Annotated in this window: 18 protein-coding genes; 16 read left to right on the top strand and 2 right to left on the bottom strand. The window is 65.4% G+C overall.

Annotated elements, in window-relative coordinates:
• Positions 1–17: 17 nt before the first annotated feature.
• Positions 18–764, bottom strand: coding sequence for an aquaporin Z (gene aqpZ / locus U5782_RS36805; RefSeq protein ID WP_322048770.1), 747 nt, complete (start codon positions 762–764; stop codon positions 18–20).
• A gap of 286 nt (positions 765–1,050) precedes the next feature.
• Between aqpZ and U5782_RS36800 the strand changes: the two genes are divergently transcribed.
• Positions 1,051–1,347 carry an H-NS histone family protein gene (locus U5782_RS36800; protein WP_322048788.1) on the top strand — a complete coding sequence of 99 codons (297 nt, stop codon included), beginning with the start codon at positions 1,051–1,053 and terminating at the stop codon, positions 1,345–1,347.
• 227 nt (positions 1,348–1,574) lie between these two features.
• On the opposite strand, the gene U5782_RS36795 is transcribed toward U5782_RS36800, so the two are convergent.
• Complete coding sequence (locus U5782_RS36795) at positions 1,575–2,642, bottom strand: glycosyltransferase family 4 protein (protein ID WP_322048769.1); 1,068 nt, start codon at positions 2,640–2,642, stop codon at positions 1,575–1,577.
• Positions 2,643–3,243: 601 nt separating this feature from the next.
• On the opposite strand from U5782_RS36795, the gene flhD reads away from it, so the two are divergent.
• From flhD to U5782_RS36720, 15 genes are all read left to right on the top strand, one after another.
• The gene (gene flhD / locus U5782_RS36790; protein WP_322048768.1) at positions 3,244–3,561 is read left to right on the top strand and encodes a flagellar transcriptional regulator FlhD; all 318 of its coding nucleotides are present in this window, start codon (positions 3,244–3,246) and stop codon (positions 3,559–3,561) included.
• An 88-nt stretch (positions 3,562–3,649) separates the two neighbouring features.
• On the top strand, positions 3,650–4,234 hold the full coding sequence (gene flhC / locus U5782_RS36785) for a flagellar transcriptional regulator FlhC (protein WP_322048767.1): 585 nt from the start codon (positions 3,650–3,652) through the stop codon (positions 4,232–4,234).
• 255 nt (positions 4,235–4,489) lie between these two features.
• Entirely contained in the window at positions 4,490–5,350 is an 861-nt protein-coding gene (motA, locus tag U5782_RS36780) for a flagellar motor stator protein MotA (RefSeq protein WP_322048766.1), read from the top strand.
• Between the two features lie 25 nt (positions 5,351–5,375).
• The gene (gene motB / locus U5782_RS36775) at positions 5,376–6,479 is read left to right on the top strand and encodes a flagellar motor protein MotB (protein WP_322048765.1); all 1,104 of its coding nucleotides are present in this window, start codon (positions 5,376–5,378) and stop codon (positions 6,477–6,479) included.
• 88 nt (positions 6,480–6,567) lie between these two features.
• A complete protein-coding gene (locus U5782_RS36770) occupies positions 6,568–6,942 on the top strand; it encodes a response regulator (RefSeq protein ID WP_322048764.1) in 375 nt (124 codons plus the stop codon).
• A 112-nt stretch (positions 6,943–7,054) separates the two neighbouring features.
• Complete coding sequence (gene cheA / locus U5782_RS36765) at positions 7,055–9,409, top strand: chemotaxis protein CheA (RefSeq protein WP_322048763.1); 2,355 nt, start codon at positions 7,055–7,057, stop codon at positions 9,407–9,409.
• A 54-nt stretch (positions 9,410–9,463) separates the two neighbouring features.
• Complete coding sequence (locus U5782_RS36760) at positions 9,464–10,003, top strand: chemotaxis protein CheW (protein ID WP_027816042.1); 540 nt, start codon at positions 9,464–9,466, stop codon at positions 10,001–10,003.
• Positions 10,004–10,212: 209 nt separating this feature from the next.
• Positions 10,213–12,030 (top strand): methyl-accepting chemotaxis protein, encoded by a 1,818-nt coding sequence (locus U5782_RS36755; RefSeq protein ID WP_322048762.1) that lies wholly within the window; start codon positions 10,213–10,215, stop codon positions 12,028–12,030.
• Between the two features lie 240 nt (positions 12,031–12,270).
• Entirely contained in the window at positions 12,271–13,251 is a 981-nt protein-coding gene (locus U5782_RS36750) for a CheR family methyltransferase (protein ID WP_415914476.1), read from the top strand.
• The gene (cheD, locus tag U5782_RS36745; RefSeq protein ID WP_322048761.1) at positions 13,248–14,075 is read left to right on the top strand and encodes a chemoreceptor glutamine deamidase CheD; all 828 of its coding nucleotides are present in this window, start codon (positions 13,248–13,250) and stop codon (positions 14,073–14,075) included. The genes U5782_RS36750 and cheD overlap by 4 nt, the downstream gene beginning before the upstream one ends.
• Before the next feature lie 59 nt (positions 14,076–14,134).
• Positions 14,135–15,220: a protein-glutamate methylesterase/protein-glutamine glutaminase gene (locus U5782_RS36740; protein WP_415914478.1), complete on the top strand. Its 1,086-nt coding sequence runs from the start codon at positions 14,135–14,137 to the stop codon at positions 15,218–15,220.
• 161 nt (positions 15,221–15,381) lie between these two features.
• Complete coding sequence (gene cheY, locus U5782_RS36735) at positions 15,382–15,777, top strand: chemotaxis response regulator CheY (RefSeq protein ID WP_027816047.1); 396 nt, start codon at positions 15,382–15,384, stop codon at positions 15,775–15,777.
• A gap of 1 nt (position 15,778) precedes the next feature.
• The gene (gene cheZ, locus U5782_RS36730; RefSeq protein ID WP_322048759.1) at positions 15,779–16,495 is read left to right on the top strand and encodes a protein phosphatase CheZ; all 717 of its coding nucleotides are present in this window, start codon (positions 15,779–15,781) and stop codon (positions 16,493–16,495) included.
• Positions 16,496–16,968: 473 nt separating this feature from the next.
• Positions 16,969–17,448 carry a DUF2844 domain-containing protein gene (locus U5782_RS36725; RefSeq protein ID WP_322048758.1) on the top strand — a complete coding sequence of 160 codons (480 nt, stop codon included), beginning with the start codon at positions 16,969–16,971 and terminating at the stop codon, positions 17,446–17,448.
• A gap of 56 nt (positions 17,449–17,504) precedes the next feature.
• Complete coding sequence (locus U5782_RS36720; protein WP_322048786.1) at positions 17,505–18,779, top strand: DUF3443 domain-containing protein; 1,275 nt, start codon at positions 17,505–17,507, stop codon at positions 18,777–18,779.
• Positions 18,780–18,843 lie beyond the last annotated feature (64 nt).

Here is an 18,843-nt window from a genome sequence, read left to right as displayed (position 1 = left end):
CTTGCTGCTGCGCGAATTTATGCCTTCACGCGCGCGGCCAGCTCCGCCACCGCTTCGCGGCGGCCAGCGATCAGCGGATAGACCACGCCAGCGATCACGGCGCCGATGATCGGTGCGAGCCAGAACAGCCACAGTTGCGAGATCGCCTCGCCGCCCACGAACAGTGCCGGGCCGGTCGAGCGAGCGGGGTTCACCGACGTGTTGGTGACCGGGATCGAGATCAGGTGGATGAGCGTGAGGCACAGGCCGATGGCGATCGGCGCGAAGCCGGCCGGTGCGCGCACGTCGGTTGCGCCCAGGATCACGAACAGGAAGACCGCCGTCATCACGACCTCGCAGACGAACGCCGCGGCGAGCGTGTAGTGGCCCGGCGAATGGTCGCCATAGCCGTTGGTGGCGAAGCCGCTTGCGACGAGGTCGAAGCCCGGCTTGCCGGTGGCGATGCACGCGAGCACGGCCGCACCGAGCACGGCGCCGATCACCTGCGCGACGATGTACGGCAGGAGGTCGCGCGCGGGGAAGCGGCCCGCGACCGTGAGGCCCACGCTGACGGCCGGATTCAGGTGGCAGCCCGAGATATGGCCGATTGCGAAGGCCATCGTGAGCACGGTCAGGCCGAAGGCCAGCGACACGCCGACGAAACCGATGCCGAGACCATGAACCGGGCCCGCGAAGTTGGCGGCGAGCACGGCGCTGCCGCAGCCGCCGAGAACCAGCCAGAAGGTGCCGAACATTTCGGCCAGAAGTCGTTTGGATAAGTGCATGGCTTGACGCCTCAAAAAGTCATTTGACGGGCGCCGAATAAAGTACCGGCACCAGGAAATGCCAGATTCTAGGCAGTCGCGAAAAGCACGGGTGTCAAGGATTGTCAATTGTGATGCAATTGTTCTCATTATTGCGATGGATGCGTTCCGAATTTCGCAAGCGACAGAGTTTCCTTAATGCGCGGAATATCCTGATAAAACAGTATTAGTCGCGATTGCTAATTCTCTTATTTACGACTAATCTCCGATCGAGTCAGTTAGATCGACAATGAAGGGGGGAGGAAAAATGTCGCAATACTCAGAACTCAAGGCGCAAATTGCCCGGCTTCAGGCCCAGGCCGACGAGGCCCGACGCACCGAAATCTCCGACGTGATCACGATGATCCGCGAGAAGATCGCCGAGTACGGGCTATCGGCCCAGGATCTCGGCTTCGCGGTTGCCGCCCGGCGCGGACGCCCGCCCAAGAAGGCGCCGCTGCCGCCGCGCTATCAAGATCCCAAGACCGGCGCGACCTGGAGCGGGCGCGGCAAGCCGCCCAAATGGATCGCCGGCAAGAACCGCGAGCGCTATTTGATCGCCTGACGAATCCGCCGCCATAGCGTCGCCGCGCAGCCCCACACTGCGCATCATCGCACTGCCTGGCCAATAAAAAAGAGCCGCATGAAGCATGCGGCTCTTTTTATAAGCATTGGGTAATGGCGCTATTGCTGCATGCGCAAACGATTCACATTGCCCATTTATGGTGCTTTTATCTCAAAGTGCACCATCGACACATTTTGCATAGGCATTCGAATGCACATTCGAACGCCTTACGCGCCAGCAGCGACCCGGCGCAGAACAGGGCGCTGTGCGGCCTCGATCATGGCCGAATAGCTTTCGACATAATTACTGGCCATCGTATGCGACGTGAAACGCCGCTCGAATTGCGCGCGAATCGCCTCGCGTGAAAGCGAATCAATATTCTGTAGCGCCGCCACGGCGCCTTGAACGTCTTCGCAGATGAAGCCGGTCACGCCCGGATCGATCACTTCGGGCACCGAGCCGCGATTGAAGGCGATCACCGGCGTGCCGCACGCCATCGCCTCGATCATCACGAGCCCGAACGGCTCCGACCAGTCGATCGGGAACAGCAACGCCTTGGCGCCCGAGAGGAACTCCGGCTTTTGCGCTTCGTTGATCTCGCCGATGAACTCCACATGCGCCTGCGAGAGCAGCGGCTCGATTTCAGTCTTGAAGTATTCCTGGTCGACCTTGTCCACCTTGGCGGCGATCTTCAGCGGCAGGCCCGAAAGCGCGGCGATCCGGATGGCCGAATCCACACGCTTTTCCGGGCAGATGCGGCCGAGGAACGCGAGGTACGCCGGCTTCTTGTCCGTGCGCGGCGTGAGCAGATCCTTCGGCAGACCGTGGTAGATCGTATTGAGCCAGTTCGCCTGTTCCAGCGGCTGGCGCTGCGAGTCCGAGATCGAGATCACGGGCGCGTGGGGGAACGAGTCGAACACCGGCTGCAATTCCGGCAGATCGAGGCGCCCGTGCAGCGTCGTCACGAACGGCGTGTCGAGCGTCGAGAAGAGCGGGAAGGGCAGGTAGTCGAGGTGGAAGTGCAGCACGTCGAACTCGTGCGCCATGCGGCGCACGCGCTCGAGCAGCACGACATGCGGAGCGAGCGCGTCGCGAATCGTCGGATCGAGGCGCAGTGCGCGCGGCCAGGCTGCCTCCAGCTTTGCCGAGGTGACCGAATCGCCGCTGGCGAACAGCGTCACCTCATGGCCGAGATCGACGAGCGCTTCGGTCAGATAGGACACGACGCGCTCGGTGCCGCCGTAAAGCTTCGGCGGGACGGCTTCGTAAAGTGGCGCAATTTGTGCGATTCGCATTGGCTTGATCTCCTTGGCAACAACCGCGTGTCTACAACAAAAATCCATCGAAAAACGGGGGCACAGCGGTATCGGGTTATCCCTGATTTCGATTATGGACGTCTGAATTCGCATGACGAGCTGTTTTGCAAACGCTTAATGTTGTTACAGCGGGATACACCGGCTGTAAGCGGCGGTTGCAAGACGTGACGCGTACTGGAGCGCCCTGAGCGCAATTGGCATGCCCAGGCCTTTCAACGATTTCGACCCCGTAAGTGATTCATTGCGAATGAGTATTGCGGGTTGTTACGCGCGGGAACATTACCTTTTATAATCAGCAGAGGAATAAGCTGATATGCCCTCGGCATTAATCTCGCAGCCTCCCATCTCTCTTTTCTCCTGATTGTCAGAAAAATTCCTACACGCAAAGGAAAGTATTTCCTGCATCGCGTCGCGGCATCCTTCCGATTTCCAATTGCGAGCACCCTCGCCACAATGCGGGGACGACCACTAAACGGGCCGTTTGCTTTGCCGTGCGCTCTCGCACGGGGAAACCGCCAGACGGGCAAACGTTTCCGTATCAGGCCTGACCAGCCGCTACGTTTCGAATTCGGGGGAATCCATGAGCGCGACGACGCCAAGCGACATGCTCAGCGAGATCAAGGAAGTCAATCTGTCGTATCTGTTGCTCGCGCAACGACTGCTGCGCGAGGACCGTCCGACCGGCATGTTCCGTATGGGCATCTCGGCGCAGCTCGCCGACGTGCTGGCCAATCTCACGTTCGCGCAGACCGCGCGTCTTGCTTCATCCAACCAGCTGCTTTGCCGCTTCCGCTTCGACGACCACGCCATCCTTGGCGCGCTCGCCGACAAGGGCAAATCGGCGCAGACCCATTCCGCCATCCTGATGGCCGGCCAGGGCGTCGAACAGGTCGGCTGACGGCCGGGCGGCCCGCGTGCGCCGCCCACCATCCCGGTCCGTGCGCGGACCGACTAGCGGTGCGATGCGGTAGCCTGATGGCGACATAATGGCGACAAAAAGTGTGGTACTCGAGGTCAAGGAGATCGCACTGGCGATCGAGTTGATCGAACTGGGCGCGCGGCTACAACTCCTCGAAGCGGAAACCTCGCTGTCGCGCGATCGCCTCATCCGGCTCTACAAGGAAGTGAAGGGCGAATCGCCGCCCAAGGGCATGCTGCCGTTCTCGACCGACTGGTTCATGACGTGGCAGCCCAACGTGCATTCCTCGCTGTTCTACAACACGTACCTGTTCATGAGCGGCCAGGGCCGCTGCGAACCGATCCGCGCCATCGTCAAAAGCTACCGGCTCTATCTCGAGCACGTGCAGTTGCAGGACGACGAGATCGCACTGAGCCTCACGCGCGCCTGGACGCTGGTGCGCTACTTCGCCTCGGGCCTGTTGCAGATGTCGCGCTGCACGCGCTGTGGCGGGCGCTTCGTCGCGCACGCGCACGAACCGCAGCGCTATTACGTGTGCGGCCTGTGCCAGCCGCCTTCGCGCGCGGGGCGCACACGGCGCAACGCGGCGGCAGTCGCAGCGGTAGCGGCCGCGGCGTGCCCGGCGACGCCACCCCTCGCGGGCGGCGGGTAAGCGGAAAGCCCCTGTAAGGGTAAATGGCGACACATTGACGCCGGGCCGCGCCGCCGCAACGCCGCCCAATCTGCCGATGCCGCCTTGCCGCCATGTCCACGCGGCGTGGCTTTCCGAACCGGCCCTCATTCGCTTTGCGCAAGCGGGCCGCGCGGCCATCCAATCCCAAAGTTTTTCGCGCCCGTGCCGTAAACCCAACTAAGGGCGCGGGCCGTGGCGGCTCGTAGCGCAATCTTCTCCAGTGAGGACCCGTCTGTGCTGATTATCGTTGGAACTCTCGTGACGATCGCTTGCGTTTTCGGCGGCTATGCGATTGAGGGCGGCCATCTTGGCGCACTCATGCAGCCGGTCGAAGTGCTGATGATCGCCGGGGCGGGCCTCGGCGCGTTCATCCTCGGCAATGGCATCAAGACGATCAAGGCGACGCTGCGCGTCCTGCCGGCACTCTTCAAGGGCTCGAAGTACAGCAAGGACGTGTACATGGAGCTGCTCGCGCTGCTCTACGTCCTGCTCGCAAAGGCGCGCAAGGAAGGCACGCTCACGCTCGAAGCCGATATCGACGACCCGCAAAAGAGCCCGATCTTCACGCAATACCCGAAGATCCTGGCCGACCATCACATCGTCGAATTCCTCACCGACTACCTGCGTCTGATGGTGGGCGGCAACATGAACGCGTTCGAAATCGAAAGCCTCATGGACGAGGAAATCGAAACCCATCACGCCGAAGGCGAAGCGCCTGCGCACGCGCTCTCGAAAGTGGGCGACGCGATGCCGGCGTTCGGTATCGTCGCGGCGGTGATGGGCGTGGTGCACACGATGGCTTCGGCCGACAAGCCGCCCGCCGTGCTCGGCGAGATGATCGCCCAGGCGCTGGTCGGCACCTTCCTCGGCATTCTGCTTTCGTACGGCCTGATCGGCCCGCTCGCCTCGCTCGCCGAGCAGCGCGTGACCGAGTCCACCAAGATGTTCCAGTGCATCAAGGTCACGATCCTCGCGAGCCTGAACGGCTACGCGCCCGCCATTGCCGTCGAGTTCGGCCGCAAGGTGCTGTTCTCGACCGAGCGTCCGTCGTTCTCGGAGCTCGAAGAGCACGTGCGCCGCGTGAAGGCGAAGTAAGGCGAACAAAGGCGAGGACGCTGAGATGAGTAACAACAAGGATCGCGCGATCGTCGTCAAGCGCGCCGCGCCCAAGAAGGCCGGTCATCACGGTGGCGCATGGAAGCTTGCCTACGCGGACTTCATGACCGCGATGATGGCGTTCTTCCTGCTGATGTGGCTGCTCAGCTCGGCCTCGACGGTGCAGCTCAAGGGTATCGCCGACTACTTCAACCAGCCGCTCAAGGTCACGCTCTGGGGCGGCGACCGCAGCGCGGAAGATTCGTCGATCGTGAAGGGCGGCGGACGCGATATCTCCTCGCAGGAAGACGGCATCACGCGTCGCAGCGACGGCCAGATGTCGCGCACGGATCGCAGCAGCGTCAAGCACAACGACGACGAGGCCACGAAGCAGACGGAAGGCTCGCTCGAACGCAAGGAAGAAGTGCGCCTGCACGACCTGCAGGTCAAGCTGATGGCCGCGATCGAGGCGAACCCGGTGCTGCGCCAGTTCAAGCAGCAGATCCGCATCGACTCGACGCTGCAGGGCCTGCGCATCGAGATCGTCGATTCGCAGAAACGCCCGATGTTCGCGACCGCGCGCGACGTGGTCGAGCCGTACATGCACGACATCCTGCAGGCGATCGGCAAGACGCTCAACGACGTGCCCAACCGCATCGTCGTGCAGGGTCACACCGACGCCGTGGCTTACGCGGGCGGCGAAAAGGGCTATAGCAACTGGGAACTGTCCGCCGACCGCGCGAACGCCTCGCGCCGCGAGCTGATCGCGGGCGGCATGGACGAAGCGAAGGTGCTGCGCGTGTTGGGTCTCGCCTCCACGCAGAACCTGAACAAGGCCGATCCGCTCGACCCGGAGAACCGCCGCATCAGCATCATCGTGCTCAACAAGAAGTCGGAAGACGCTCTGGAGCACGACGACACGACCACCACGACGCTCTCCGACGACGCCGCGGGTTCGGGCAAGTCGCTCCTGCCGTCGATTTCGCAGGGCACGCCCGCCGCACCGTCGGCTTCGGTCGCGACGAAGGCGCCGCCTGGCGTGGCGCCGGTCGCGCCGCCGGGTGTGCAGATCGCGCCGGTGGCGGCGAACGTGGCGCCCCAGTTGCCCGGCAAGCCCACCGGGCCGTGAGGCCCGCAGGGATGGACGCAATGGGCGTCACGCAGCGAGCGGGTCGAAGGGTAGAGCAGAGCAGCAAGAAAGCGCGAACGAGGAACGGATGATCAGAAATATTCTGGCGATCGACGATTCGGCATCCATGCGGGAGATCCTGCGTGCGGCGCTCGGTTCGGCGGGTTACGAAGTGACGGTGGCCAACGACGGCGAAGACGGGCTCGAGCATGCGCTCGCGCAGCGCTTCGATCTCGTGCTCACCGATCTGTACATGCCGCGCATGGGCGGGCTCGACCTGATCAAGCGGCTGCGCGCGAACCCGTCGTACCAGGAAACGCCGATCCTCGTGCTGACCACGGAATCGGACGAAGGCTTCAAGTCCGCGGTGCGGGAAGCCGGCGCGACCGGCTGGATCGAAAAACCGGTGGACCCCGAGCTGCTCGTCGATCTGGCGAACGCGCTCGGTGAAACGCAACCCTGACATGAGGCGCGTCGCTGTCGTTCGTACGCAGATCCTGCCCCTGCATTGAAGCAGGACACGGATCAGGACCCGGCGGGGCGCCCCCCCACGCATTAATCGCGGTGAAAGAGCAATGACTCTCGACATCACTCAGTTCTACCAGACGTTTTTCGACGAGGCTGACGAGCTGCTCGCGCAGATGGAGCAGCTTCTCCTGAACCTGGACGTCGCGCAGCCCGATCCCGAGGATCTGGCGGCGATCTTCCGCGCGGCACACTCGATCAAGGGTGGCGCGGCGACGTTCGGCTTCACGGCGCTCACGGAAACGACCCACATTCTCGAATCGCTGCTCGACCGCGCGCGCAACAACGAACTCGTGCTGCGCACCGACATGGTCGACGTGTTCCTCGAAACCAAGGACGTGCTGTCCGACCAGCTCGCGGCCTACCGCGCGAGCGCCGAGCCCGACGCGGCCGCGGCCGCCGCCGTGCGCGGCAAGCTCGAGCGGCTCTACGCGGAAAGTCGCGGCCTGCCCGCGCCCGCCGCCGCTCCCGCGCCGGCGCCCGTGGCCGCAGCACCGGTGTTTGCGCCGGTCGAGCCGGTGCCCGCGCCGCCCGCGCGGGACTCGGAAGAAGATCTCGAAGCCGCGTTCGAGGCGCACCGTCCGCAGGCAATGGCGGCCAGCGCTGCCGCTGCGAGCGTTCCCGAGCACGTGCTCGACGAAGCGCTCGCCGCTGCGCCCGCACCCGAACCGGCTGCTGCGGCTCCTGCTGCGGCTGGCGGCGAAGGCCCGCATCTGCGCATCACGCTGCGCCGCGTCGGCGCCAAGGATCAGGAACTGCTCGCCGAAGAACTCGGCAACCTGGGCCGTGTGCTCGGCCAGGTGAAGACCGGCGACGACCTCACGCTGTGGCTCGAAACCGACGTGACCTCGGACGACATCGTCGCCGTGTGCTGCTTCGTGATCGACGAAAGCCAGATTTCGATCGGCCGGGGCGCTGCGCCGCAAAGCGATGCCGTGCCCGTCGAAGCCGCGCCGCTCATGGAGATTCCGCCCGCACCGACGCTGGTCGCGATGCCCGCGCCGCCGGCTGTACCCGCTGCCTCCGCCGTGGCCGCCGTGCCGGCCGCGATGCCCGCGCCGCTCGCTCCCCCGCCGCCGCCCGCGCCTGTGGCCGCTGCACCGGCACCGGCTGCGCCCGCGCCCGCCGTGCATGGCGAACACGAGCGCAAGCCGCGCGCCGCCGCGGCGGCATCGGCGGAAGGCAGTTCGATTCGCGTCGGCGTGGAAAAGGTCGATCAACTGATCAACCTCGTGGGCGAACTCGTGATCACCCAGGCGATGCTGGCGGAAACCTCCAGCGCCTTCGATCCCGCGCTGCACGACCGCCTCTTCAACGGCATGGCGCAGCTCGAGCGCAACGCGCGCGATCTGCAGGAAGCGGTGATGTCGATCCGCATGATGCCGATGGACTACGTGTTCAGCCGCTTCCCGCGTCTCGTGCGCGACCTCGCGTCGAAGCTCGGCAAGGAAGTGGAACTCGTCACGTTCGGTCAGGCGACCGAACTCGACAAGAGCCTGATCGAGCGCATCATCGACCCGCTGACCCACCTCGTGCGCAACTCGCTCGACCACGGCATCGAAACCGTGGAAGCGCGCCGCGCCTCGGGCAAGGACGGCACGGGTCAGCTCGTGCTGTCCGCCGCGCACCACGGCGGCAACATCGTGATCGAAGTGAGCGACGACGGCGCGGGTCTGCGCCGCGACAAGATTCTCGCCAAGGCGATCAAGCAGGGCATGCAGGTCAGCGAGACGATGAGCGACGAAGATGTCTGGAACCTCATCTTCATGCCGGGCTTCTCGACCGCCGAACAGGTGACGGACGTGTCGGGCCGTGGCGTCGGCATGGACGTCGTCAAGCGCAACATCCAGTCGATGGGCGGCCACGTCGAGATCACCTCGCACGCAGGCAAGGGCACCACGACGCGCATCGTGCTGCCGCTCACGCTGGCGATTCTCGACGGCATGTCGGTGAAGGTCGGCAACGAAATCTTTATCCTGCCGCTGAACTTCGTGATGGAGTCGCTGCAGCCGCGCCACGAAGACATCTACACGGTCACCAACGGCGACCGCGTGGTGCGCGTGCGCGGCGAATATCTGCCGCTCGTCGCGCTGCATAACGTCTTCAACGTGGAAGGCGCGCGCACGGACCCGACGCAAGGCATCGTCACCATCATGGAAACCGAGGGCCGTCGCTTTGCAATGCTGATCGACGAGCTGGTCGGCCAGCAGCAGGTCGTGGTGAAGAACCTCGAAACCAATTACCGCAAGGTGCATGGCATTTCGGCGGCGACGATTCTCGGCGACGGCAGCGTCGCGCTGATTGTCGACGTGGCCGCGCTCAACCGCGAATCGCGCGTGTCGCACGGCGTCGCCGTCGGCTCGCACGGTGGCGCGAACGCGGGCTCGTTCGCCGAGTTCGCCTGAGTGCACTGAAAAACACGCATCACCCAACCATTTCCCAACCGTTCAGGGGCTAACGTGGCAGAAGTCCATTCCATCCAGGGCGGCGGCGCGCAGGGCGCTGTCGCTGGCGCGCACCGCCGCGACGCGCAACAGGCCGACGCAGGCGGTCAGGAGTTCCTCGTCTTCACGCTGGGCGCGGAAGAGTACGGCATCGACATTCTCAAGGTCCAGGAAATCCGTGGCTACGAGAGCGTGACGCGCATCGCCAACGCACCGGATTTCATCAAGGGCGTCATCAATCTGCGCGGCATCATCGTGCCGATCGTGGACATGCGTATCAAGTTCCACCTCGGCCGCGTGGAGTACGACCACCAGACCGTGGTCATCATCCTGAACGTCGCGCATCGCGTGGTGGGCATGGTGGTGGACGGCGTGTCCGACGTGCTGACGCTGCAGATGGACCAGATCATGCCCGCGCCGGAATTCGGCGCGACGCTCACGACCGAGTACCTCACGGGCCTCGGCACGGTGGACGGCCGCATGCTGATCCTGATGGACATTGAGAAGCTCATGACGAGCCGCGAGATGGCGCTGATCGAAGCGCTCGGCGTGTGAAGACGCACAACAAGACGCGACACAAGGCATACCGGAATCAGGGACGGGGCGAGGTTGCTACGGGGGTGAGGCCGCAGGGCCCGCGCTAGAGGAAGAGCGGACAAGCCGCCGCCAAAGAGCGGCATAACCGCCATGTCCGGCTTGCGCCCACGCCATCCCCACTACGTGCTCGCTACGTGAACAAGCCGCACAGGACAGGAGCAAACGAGATGCTGCACAGGTGGTCGATCCGCACGACGCTGACAGGCGTAGGGGTCATTCTCTTGGCGCTGACCGGTCTGGTCGGCGCGCTCGGGCTTATCGCGCTCGGCAACGCGAGCGATTCGCTCGCGAGCATTGCACGCGGCGATCTCGTCGCGATGCATTCCCTCAATGACGCATCGTCGTATCTGCTGCGCTCGCGCGTTTCGCTCGATCGCGTGAACGCGCTTTATGCCGCCGGCCAGAACGACGAGGCGACCAAGGTCATCGACCGCGCCGACTTCCTGCTCGGCAAGTCGAACGAGGCGTGGAAGGCGTTTGTCGCCGCGCCCAAGACCGGCATCGACCAGGCCTCGCTCGACACGCTCAACGCGAAACATACCGCGCTGCTGCAGGACGGCGTGCAGCCCGAGTTCGCCGCGCTGCGCGCGAACGATCAGACGGCGTATCACGCGATCGCCGACACGAAGATCAGCCCGATGTTCGTCGACTACGACAACTCGGCCGCGCCGATCGCGCAGCAACTCCAGGACGGCGCGCAGGCGCGCGAGGAAAGCGCACGCTCGGAAATCACGCTGATGCGTTCGCTGATCGGCGGCGCGATCGCGGTGGCGCTGGTGCTGCTGGTGGCGATCCGCTTCGCGATGCGCGGCCTGATCGTGCAGCCGCTCGAAGATGCGGTGAAATCGTTCGAGCGCATCGCGCAGGGCGATCTGACCGAGCGTATCGAGGTCTACAGCAACAACGAAATCGGGCGTCTGTTCGCCGGCGTCAAGAAGATGCAGGAAAGCCTCGTCACGCTCGTGTCCGCCGTGCATAACGGTGCGGGTTCGATCGACGTGGGCGCGCGCGAAATCGCGATGGGCAACACCGATCTCTCGCAACGCACCGAGCAGCAGGCCGCGTCGCTCCAGGAGACGGCGTCGAGCATGGAGCAACTGACGGGCACCGTGCGCCAGAACGCCGAGAACGCGCGTCAGGCGAGCCAGCTGGCCGTCAACGCGTCGGACATCGCGACGCGCGGCGGCGCGGTGGTGGGCGAAGTGGTGTCGACCATGCAGAACATCGCTGCCAGCTCCGCGAAGGTCGTGGACATCATCAGCGTGATCGAGGGCATCGCGTTCCAGACCAACATCCTCGCGCTCAATGCCGCCGTCGAAGCGGCGCGCGCGGGCGAACAGGGCCGCGGCTTCGCGGTGGTCGCGGGCGAAGTGCGCAGCCTCGCGCAGCGCAGCGCGAGCGCCGCCAAGGAAATCAAGGAACTCATCAACGATTCGGCCGAGAAGGTGCAGAGCGGCTCGCAACTGGTGGGCCGCGCAGGCACGACGATGGACGACATCCTTCAGGCCGTGCGTCGCGTGACCGACATCATGGGTGAGATCAGCGCGGCATCGGAGGAGCAGTCGGGCGGCATCGAGCAGGTCAACCGCGCGGTCACGCAGATGGACACCGTCACGCAGCAAAACGCGGCGCTGGTGGAAGAGGCGGCGGCTGCGGCGGCTTCGCTCGAAGAGCAGACCCGCAACCTCCAGAACGTGCTGGCGACGTGGCGCACGAATGGGACGAATCAAGGCGGTGAAACGCGTGCGACCCGCGCCGTGGCGACGCCTTTGGCACCGGTTGCGGAGGCGGCGCCTGTCGTGAAGGCGGCCGCGCCGAAGCCGGCCGCGAAGCGTGCGCAGCCTGCGGCGGTTCCGGTCGCCAAGGCGGCGGTCGAGGCGATGGCGAAGCCACTGCACAAGCCGGCAGTCGCGGCGCGCACCGAACCGCAGATCGTCAGCACAGCCTCATCCGCCAAGGATGATGCCGACTGGGAAACCTTCTGATCTTCTGATTTTCCGCGTTGAGCGGAACCCCTGAACCACGAATATCGCGACGAGCACAGCAATGCACATGAGCGCACAAGGACGGCCGGATTCGCACCGCGCCGCTGCCCGCAAGGCGGCGGACGCGGAGCGTGCCGCGCATGCGCCGCACGCATTGCAGGCGGGCGGCCAGACGGCAACGGCCTTGGAAGATTCGATGAACGCAGCAGGCATGCGCGCAGCGCGCGCAGGAGCGGCATCATGAACGCGCTGCGTTTTTCCCGCCCCGATCGAGGTGAGCGTGGTGAGCGGCAAGCCGACGCTGCGCGCGCAAGCGCGCCGGGCATGGGCGGCGAAGGCTCTGCCCGCGACTTCGAGTTCACCTCGGCGGACTTCGAGCGCATCCGCTCGCTGATCCACCGCCGCGCCGGCATCTCGCTGTCGGACCACAAGCGCGACATGGCGTATAGCCGTCTCGCGCGGCGTCTGCGCGCGCTAGGTCTCGAAAGCTTCCGCGACTATCTCGACGAACTCGAAAAGCGCAACGACGCGAGCGAGTGGGAAGCGTTCACCAACGCGCTGACCACCAACCTCACGGCGTTCTTTCGCGAGGCGCATCACTTTCCGATCCTCGCCGATTTCGTCAAGCATCGTGCTCAACCGGTTTCCGTGTGGTGCTCGGCGGCTTCGACGGGCGAAGAACCGTACTCGATCGCGATGACGCTGATCGAAGCGCTCGGCGAGCGCGCCGCGCGCGAAGCGCGTGTGCTCGCGACCGACCTCGACACCCAGGTGCTCGCCAAAGCCGATGCGGGCGTCTACGCCTACGACCAGGTCAAGCACCTCTCCCCGGAGCGGCTGAAGCGCTTCTTCCTGAAGGGCACGGGCGCGCACGCGGGACTCGTGAAGGTGCGCCCCGAGCTGCGCCAGATGATCAAGTTCGAGCAGCTCAATCTGACCGATGCGGACTACGGCTTGCGTACGACCTTCGACGCGATCTTCTGCCGCAACGTGATGATCTACTTCGACAAGCCGACCCAGGCGCAGGTGCTCACGCGCTTCGAGCCGCTGATGAAGCCGGACGGTCTGCTGTTCGCGGGGCATTCGGAGAACTTCACGTACGTGACGCAGGCCTTCCGTCTGCGCGGTCAGACCGTCTACGAACTGACGCGCGGCCGTGGCGCCGCCGCTACCGCCAACAAACCCGGCGCGCGAGTCGAAGCGCAAGGAGCGACCGCATGAGCACGCGCCTGCCGATTGCGACCAACCGCTACTTCGACGCGCACTTTCAGCGCCCCGGCGTGAAGCTGCTGCCGAACGAATTTTTCACCACGAACGAAGACATGGTGCTCGTCACCGTGCTCGGTTCGTGTGTGGCTGCCTGCATCCAGGACCGCACCGCCGGTATCGGCGGCATGAATCACTTCATGCTGCCCGACGACGGCGCCGACGCCGCCCACACGCTGCACGCCGCTTCCGACGCGATGCGCTACGGCGCCTACGCGATGGAAGTGCTCATCAACGAGCTCATCAAGGCGGGCGGGCGCCGCGAGCGCTTCGAGGCCAAAGTATTCGGCGGCGCGGCCGTGCTGGCGGGCATGACGACCATGAATATCGGCGATCGCAACGCTGCGTTTGTGCGCCGCTATCTCGCCACCGAAAGCATCCGCATCACCGCCGAGGACCTGCAAGGCTCGCATCCGCGCAAGGTCGCGTTCTTGCCGCGCACGGGCCAGGTGATGGTCAAGAAGCTGCGTCTGTCGCAGGACACGAGCGTCGCCGAGCGCGAACGCCAGCTCGCCGAGCAAAGCGCCGAAGCGCGTGCCGAGCGCCTCGCGCGCGCCCGTGCGCGCGTCGAGCTGTTCGGCCTGAACGGCGCGGCGCGGGCCGGTGGTTCGTCAGGTGCCGCGGGTGCTTCAGGCAGCAACCCCTTTCCAACATCCACGCCGCAGCCGGCGCGGCCGCGCGTCGAGTTGTTCGGCGCGACCGGTGCGACGGCCACGCGGCCATCCAGTCATGGTCCGGGTTTCGGTCATGACAACGCCAGGACAGTAGAGGAGGCGTGAACGCTGTGCAAAAAATCAAGGTTCTCTGTGTCGACGATTCGGCACTGATCCGCAGCCTGATGACCGAGATCATCAACAGCCAGCCGGACATGACCGTCGTCGCCACCGCGCCCGACCCGCTGGTCGCGCGCGAGCTGATCAAGCAGCACAACCCCGACGTGCTCACGCTCGACGTGGAAATGCCGCGCATGGACGGACTCGATTTCCTCGAGAAGCTCATGCGCCTGCGGCCGATGCCGGTCGTGATGGTGTCGTCGCTGACCGAGCGCGGCAACGAAATCACGCTGCGCGCGCTCGAACTGGGCGCCGTCGATTTCGTGACCAAGCCGAAGGTCGGCATCCGCGACGGCATGCTCGACTACGCCGAAAAGCTCGCCGACAAGGTGCGCGCCGCTTCGCGCGCCCGCGTGCGCCCGGCCGCGCCGGTGCGCGCGCCCGCGGCCCCCGCCGCGAGCGGTGCCCCGGCCCACGCCAGCGCGCACACGACGCACGCCGCGCACGCGCATGCGCCGGTGTCCGCCGCGCCGATGATCAACAACCCGCTCGTCTCGACCGAGAAGCTCATCATCGTGGGCGCATCGACGGGCGGCACCGAAGCGATTCGCGAAGTGCTGCAGCCGCTGCCGCCCGACGCGCCCGCGGTGCTGATCGCCCAGCACATGCCGCCCGGTTTCACGAAGTCGTTCGCGCAGCGCCTGAACGGGCTGTGCCGCATCACCGTGAAGGAAGCGGAGCACGGCGAACGCGTGCTGCCCGGCCACGCCTACATCGCGCCGGGTCATGCTCACCTGTTGCTCGCGCGTAGCGGCGCGAACTACATCGCCCATTTGTCCGACGACCCGCCGGTGAACCGGCATCGTCCGTCGGTGGACGTGCTGTTCCGCTCGGCGGCGCAGCATGCGGGCAAGAACGCCATCGGCGTGATTCTGACGGGCATGGGCCGCGACGGTGCGGCAGGCCTGCTGGAGATGCGCAAGGCTGGGGCGTTCACGCTCGCGCAGGACGAGGCGAGCTGCATCGTGTTCGGCATGCCGCGTGAAGCGATTGCGCTCGGTGCAGCCGACGAGATCGCTTCGCTGTCCGACATGAGCCGTCGCGTGATGACGCGTCTCGCCTCGATGGGCGATCGCGTCCAGCGCGTCTGAGGTCGCTGGCTTTACGATTGGCGCGGCACTTGCGCGCAAATAATTCGAGAGATCGCGCGGTTCTGTAAGGACCGTACGATCGATCACGATTAATTTATCTGGATAGGCGTGGCGCTTGTCTGGATAATTGCCCGGGTTTTAGCCTGGAGAATGGAACCGAGATGGATAAGGGAATGAAGATTCTGGTGGTGGACGATTTTCCGACGATGCGCCGGATTGTCCGCAACCTGCTCAAGGAACTGGGCTATGCGAACGTGGACGAAGCCGAAGACGGCGCAGCGGGCCTCGCGCGCCTGCGCGGCGGCAACTACGACTTCGTGATTTCCGACTGGAACATGCCGAACCTCGACGGTCTGGCGATGCTCAAGGAAATCCGCGCCGACGCGACGCTCACGCATCTGCCGGTGCTGATGGTGACGGCCGAGTCGAAGAAGGAAAACATCATCGCCGCGGCCCAGGCGGGCGCGAGCGGCTACGTCGTGAAGCCGTTTACGGCAGCGACGCTCGACGAGAAGCTCAACAAGATTCTCGAAAAGATGGCGAAGACCGGGAGCTGACGTGAACGAGCCCATTGATGCGGCGTCGGCCGGTCAGCATGACGGCGCCGACTCCGGCGAGTTCGCGACGGACCGCATCCTCGCGCGCATCGGCCAGCTGACGCGCACGCTGCGCGACTCGATGCGCGAACTCGGTCTGGACAAGCACGTCGAGCGCGCCGCCGAGGCGGTGCCCGACGCGCGCGACCGGCTGCGCTATGTCGCCAACATGACCGAGCAGGCCGCCGAGCGCGTGCTGTCCGCGATCGAAGTCGCCAAGCCCATGCAGGAAAAGCTCGAGAGCGACGCGAAGGTGCTCTCGGCGCGCTGGGCGACGTGGTACGACGCGCCGATCGGCCGCGAGGAAGTGCGCGCGCTGATGGAGGACACCCGCCAGTTCCTCGACGTGGTGCCGCAAACCACCACGGCCACGAACCAGCAACTGCTCGAAATCATGCTCGCGCAGGATTTCCAGGATCTGACCGGCCAGGTGATCAAGAAGATCATGGACGTGGTCTATCTGATCGAGCAGCAACTGCTGACCGTGCTGGTCGAGAACATCGCGCCCGAGCGGCGCGAGCAGTTCGCGGCCACGGCGGCGGCGCTGGCCGAGGTGCACGCGAGCACGGGCAGCCCGGAAGGACTGCTCAACGGCCCGCAGATCAACCCGGAAGGCAAGGCCGACGTGATGCAGGACCAGGCGCAGGTCGACGATCTGCTTGCTAGCCTCGGTTTCTGAGATGCGGGGCAGGGCGGGTTCGCGCCGCGCGATGCGCGGCGCTTAAGCTGACTGAAGCTGCTTCGAGCGATCGTCACAACGGCGCCTCGGCGCTCTGTTGCATGTCATGTGGGACAGGCATACTAGAGGACGTTCGCTCACTGCCGTCGCGGCGCGCGCTGCGGCGGCGCAACGAAGCGAAGCCAGCCGTTCCCCGTCGAGCCGTCGTCCGCCCTCTGCCGTCGCCCGCTGTCGTTGCCGGGCCAGCGGGCATGACGCGCTACGCCAAGGAACGAGCCACCGAGAGAGGGAGGGCCGCCTTGAATCCGCACGTATCGACCATTGTGTCCTTTGCGTCCCGTTGCGCCGGCTTGTCCGGCGCGGGATTGCCCGCCACATCATCTGCTCTATCCACTTCGTCTTTCGATTGCACCGCGCCTCGTTTTGTCGATGGACGCAGTGCAGCATCGCGTCTTGCAGCCGCGCTTTTATGCGTGACGGGTATTCTGGGCAGCGCACAGCCCGCTAGCGCCGCGCTCGGCGGGGCGCCCATGACCACGCCGTCCGGCGCGAGCGTCAATACCACCTCCGGGCAGAGCGCCGCCTCCGCCGTGGCGCGTCAGGCGGTCCAGAGCGCCACGGCCTCGTCCAGCACCAGCGCCACCTATACGGTGCGCGAAACCACGCTCACCAACGGCACGGCCGTGCGCGAATACCTCACGCAGGCGGGCACGGTGTTCGCCGTGGCCTGGAGCGGGCCGCAGATGCCCGATCTCTCGTCGCTGCTCGGCAGTTACTTCCCGCAGTACGTCGCGGGCGTGCAGGCCAGTCGCGCCAATGGCGTGCGCGGGCCGGGCGCGGTCGAGAACAGCGGTCTCGTCGTGCATTCGGGCGGCCACATGGGCGCCTTCTCGGGACAGGCGTGGCTGCCGCAGGCGTTGCCGGCGGGCTTCAGCACGTCCGATATCCAATGACGAACGGGAGCCGACGCGTGTTCAACTACGGAATCCTCAACGCCCTCGCTCGCCCGCTGCGCGAGCCGCGTAGCTTCGTCCTCGCCGCGCTGTTCGCGCTCGCCACGGGCCTCGCGGCCTGCGGCGGCGGTGGCGGCAGTTCCAGCTCCAGTTCGAGCGGCTCCGGCAGCTCGGGCAGCAGCAGCGACACCTCCGGGCTGCCCGCCGGCCCCACCCAGCAGCCGATCGCCGCCACGGCCGCGAACACGGTCGCCGTAACGGTCAACAGCGGCCTCACCAACTCGACGCCCAACATTCCCACCGTCAGCGTGACGGTCTGCGTAGCGAACACCAGCACTTGCCAGACCATCAGCAATATTCAGGTGGATACCGGCTCGTTCGGCTTGCGCATCCTGAATTCGGCGTTCAACAGCACCATGCAAGGCGCGCTGCCCAAGGCGACGTCGGGCACCAGCACGCTGGCCGAATGCACCGCGTTCGCGGACGGCTACACCTGGGGCACGGTGCGTACCGCCGATGTGAAGATCGGCGGCGAGACGGCCAGCGCCATTCCGATCCAGGTGATCGGCGACCTGGCCTCGTCCACGGTGCCGACGAGCTGCGCGAACATCGGTGCGGCGCAGAATTCGACCACCGCGCTGGGTGCGAACGGTCTGCTCGGGATCGGCGTCGCGCCGTGGGACTGCGGCGCGAACTGCGTGAGCGCAGCGAACAGCAACTACTTCGCGTGCCCGAACGGCAGCAACTGCGCTCAGACGGGGGTTCCGCTCGCACAGCAGGTGGCCAATCCGGTCCCGCACTTCACCACCGACAACAATGGCGTGATCCTGCAAATGCCGCCCGTTTCCAACAACGGCCAGGCGAGCGCCACGGGGACGCTGGTGTTCGGCATCGGCACGCAGACGAACAACACCCTGAACGCCTCGCAACGCTTCACGACGACGGCCTGGGGCGACCTCACGACCACCTTCAACAGCCGGTCGCTGGCCGCTTTCCTCGATTCGGGATCGAACGGCATCTTCTTCGCCGATAGCGCCCTGGCCCAATGCGGCGGCAACCTCGGCGCGTTCTATTGCCCGGCCACGGCGCAGACCTTCAGCGCCACGCTCGTCGATCAGAACAACACGTCGGGCAGCGTGAGCTTCAACGTGGTGAATGCGTCGTCCTTGTTCAGCAACGCGAGCTACTTCGCGTTTAACGACCTCGCGGGGCAGTTCGGTTCGAGCTCCAGCCTGGACCTCGGCCTGCCGTTCTTCTATGGCCGCTATGTCTATTACGGACAGGATCAGACGGCCACCGGCGGCTCGCAGAAGCCTTACGTCGCGTTCTAGGCGCGTCCGCCTCAACGTCGCCCGGCACGAACGGGCGTAAAAAGGCGCAAAGCGCGCAGACCCT

It is taken from the genome of Paraburkholderia sp. J67 (assembly GCF_905220265.1).
In the GTDB taxonomy this organism is placed as follows: Bacteria; Pseudomonadota; Gammaproteobacteria; order Burkholderiales; family Burkholderiaceae; genus Paraburkholderia.
The sequence above is the reverse complement of the archived record's forward strand: the minus strand, read 5'-3'. Positions and strand labels throughout refer to the sequence as shown.

Excerpts from the sequence above, each read along its gene's own strand:
- aqpZ (WP_322048770.1), bottom strand. The coding sequence starts at position 764 with ATGCACTTATCCAAACGACTTCTGGCCGAAATGTTCGGCACCTTCTGG.
- U5782_RS36800 (WP_322048788.1), top strand. The coding sequence starts at position 1,051 with ATGTCGCAATACTCAGAACTCAAGGCGCAAATTGCCCGGCTTCAGGCC.
- U5782_RS36795 (WP_322048769.1), bottom strand. The coding sequence starts at position 2,642 with ATGCGAATCGCACAAATTGCGCCACTTTACGAAGCCGTCCCGCCGAAG.
- flhD (WP_322048768.1), top strand. The coding sequence starts at position 3,244 with ATGAGCGCGACGACGCCAAGCGACATGCTCAGCGAGATCAAGGAAGTC.
- flhC (WP_322048767.1), top strand. The coding sequence starts at position 3,650 with ATGGCGACAAAAAGTGTGGTACTCGAGGTCAAGGAGATCGCACTGGCG.
- motB (WP_322048765.1), top strand. The coding sequence starts at position 5,376 with ATGAGTAACAACAAGGATCGCGCGATCGTCGTCAAGCGCGCCGCGCCC.
- U5782_RS36770 (WP_322048764.1), top strand. The coding sequence starts at position 6,568 with ATGATCAGAAATATTCTGGCGATCGACGATTCGGCATCCATGCGGGAG.
- cheA (WP_322048763.1), top strand. The coding sequence starts at position 7,055 with ATGACTCTCGACATCACTCAGTTCTACCAGACGTTTTTCGACGAGGCT.
- U5782_RS36755 (WP_322048762.1), top strand. The coding sequence starts at position 10,213 with ATGCTGCACAGGTGGTCGATCCGCACGACGCTGACAGGCGTAGGGGTC.
- U5782_RS36750 (WP_415914476.1), top strand. The coding sequence starts at position 12,271 with ATGAACGCGCTGCGTTTTTCCCGCCCCGATCGAGGTGAGCGTGGTGAG.
- cheD (WP_322048761.1), top strand. The coding sequence starts at position 13,248 with ATGAGCACGCGCCTGCCGATTGCGACCAACCGCTACTTCGACGCGCAC.
- U5782_RS36740 (WP_415914478.1), top strand. The coding sequence starts at position 14,135 with ATGACCGAGATCATCAACAGCCAGCCGGACATGACCGTCGTCGCCACC.
- cheY (WP_027816047.1), top strand. The coding sequence starts at position 15,382 with ATGGATAAGGGAATGAAGATTCTGGTGGTGGACGATTTTCCGACGATG.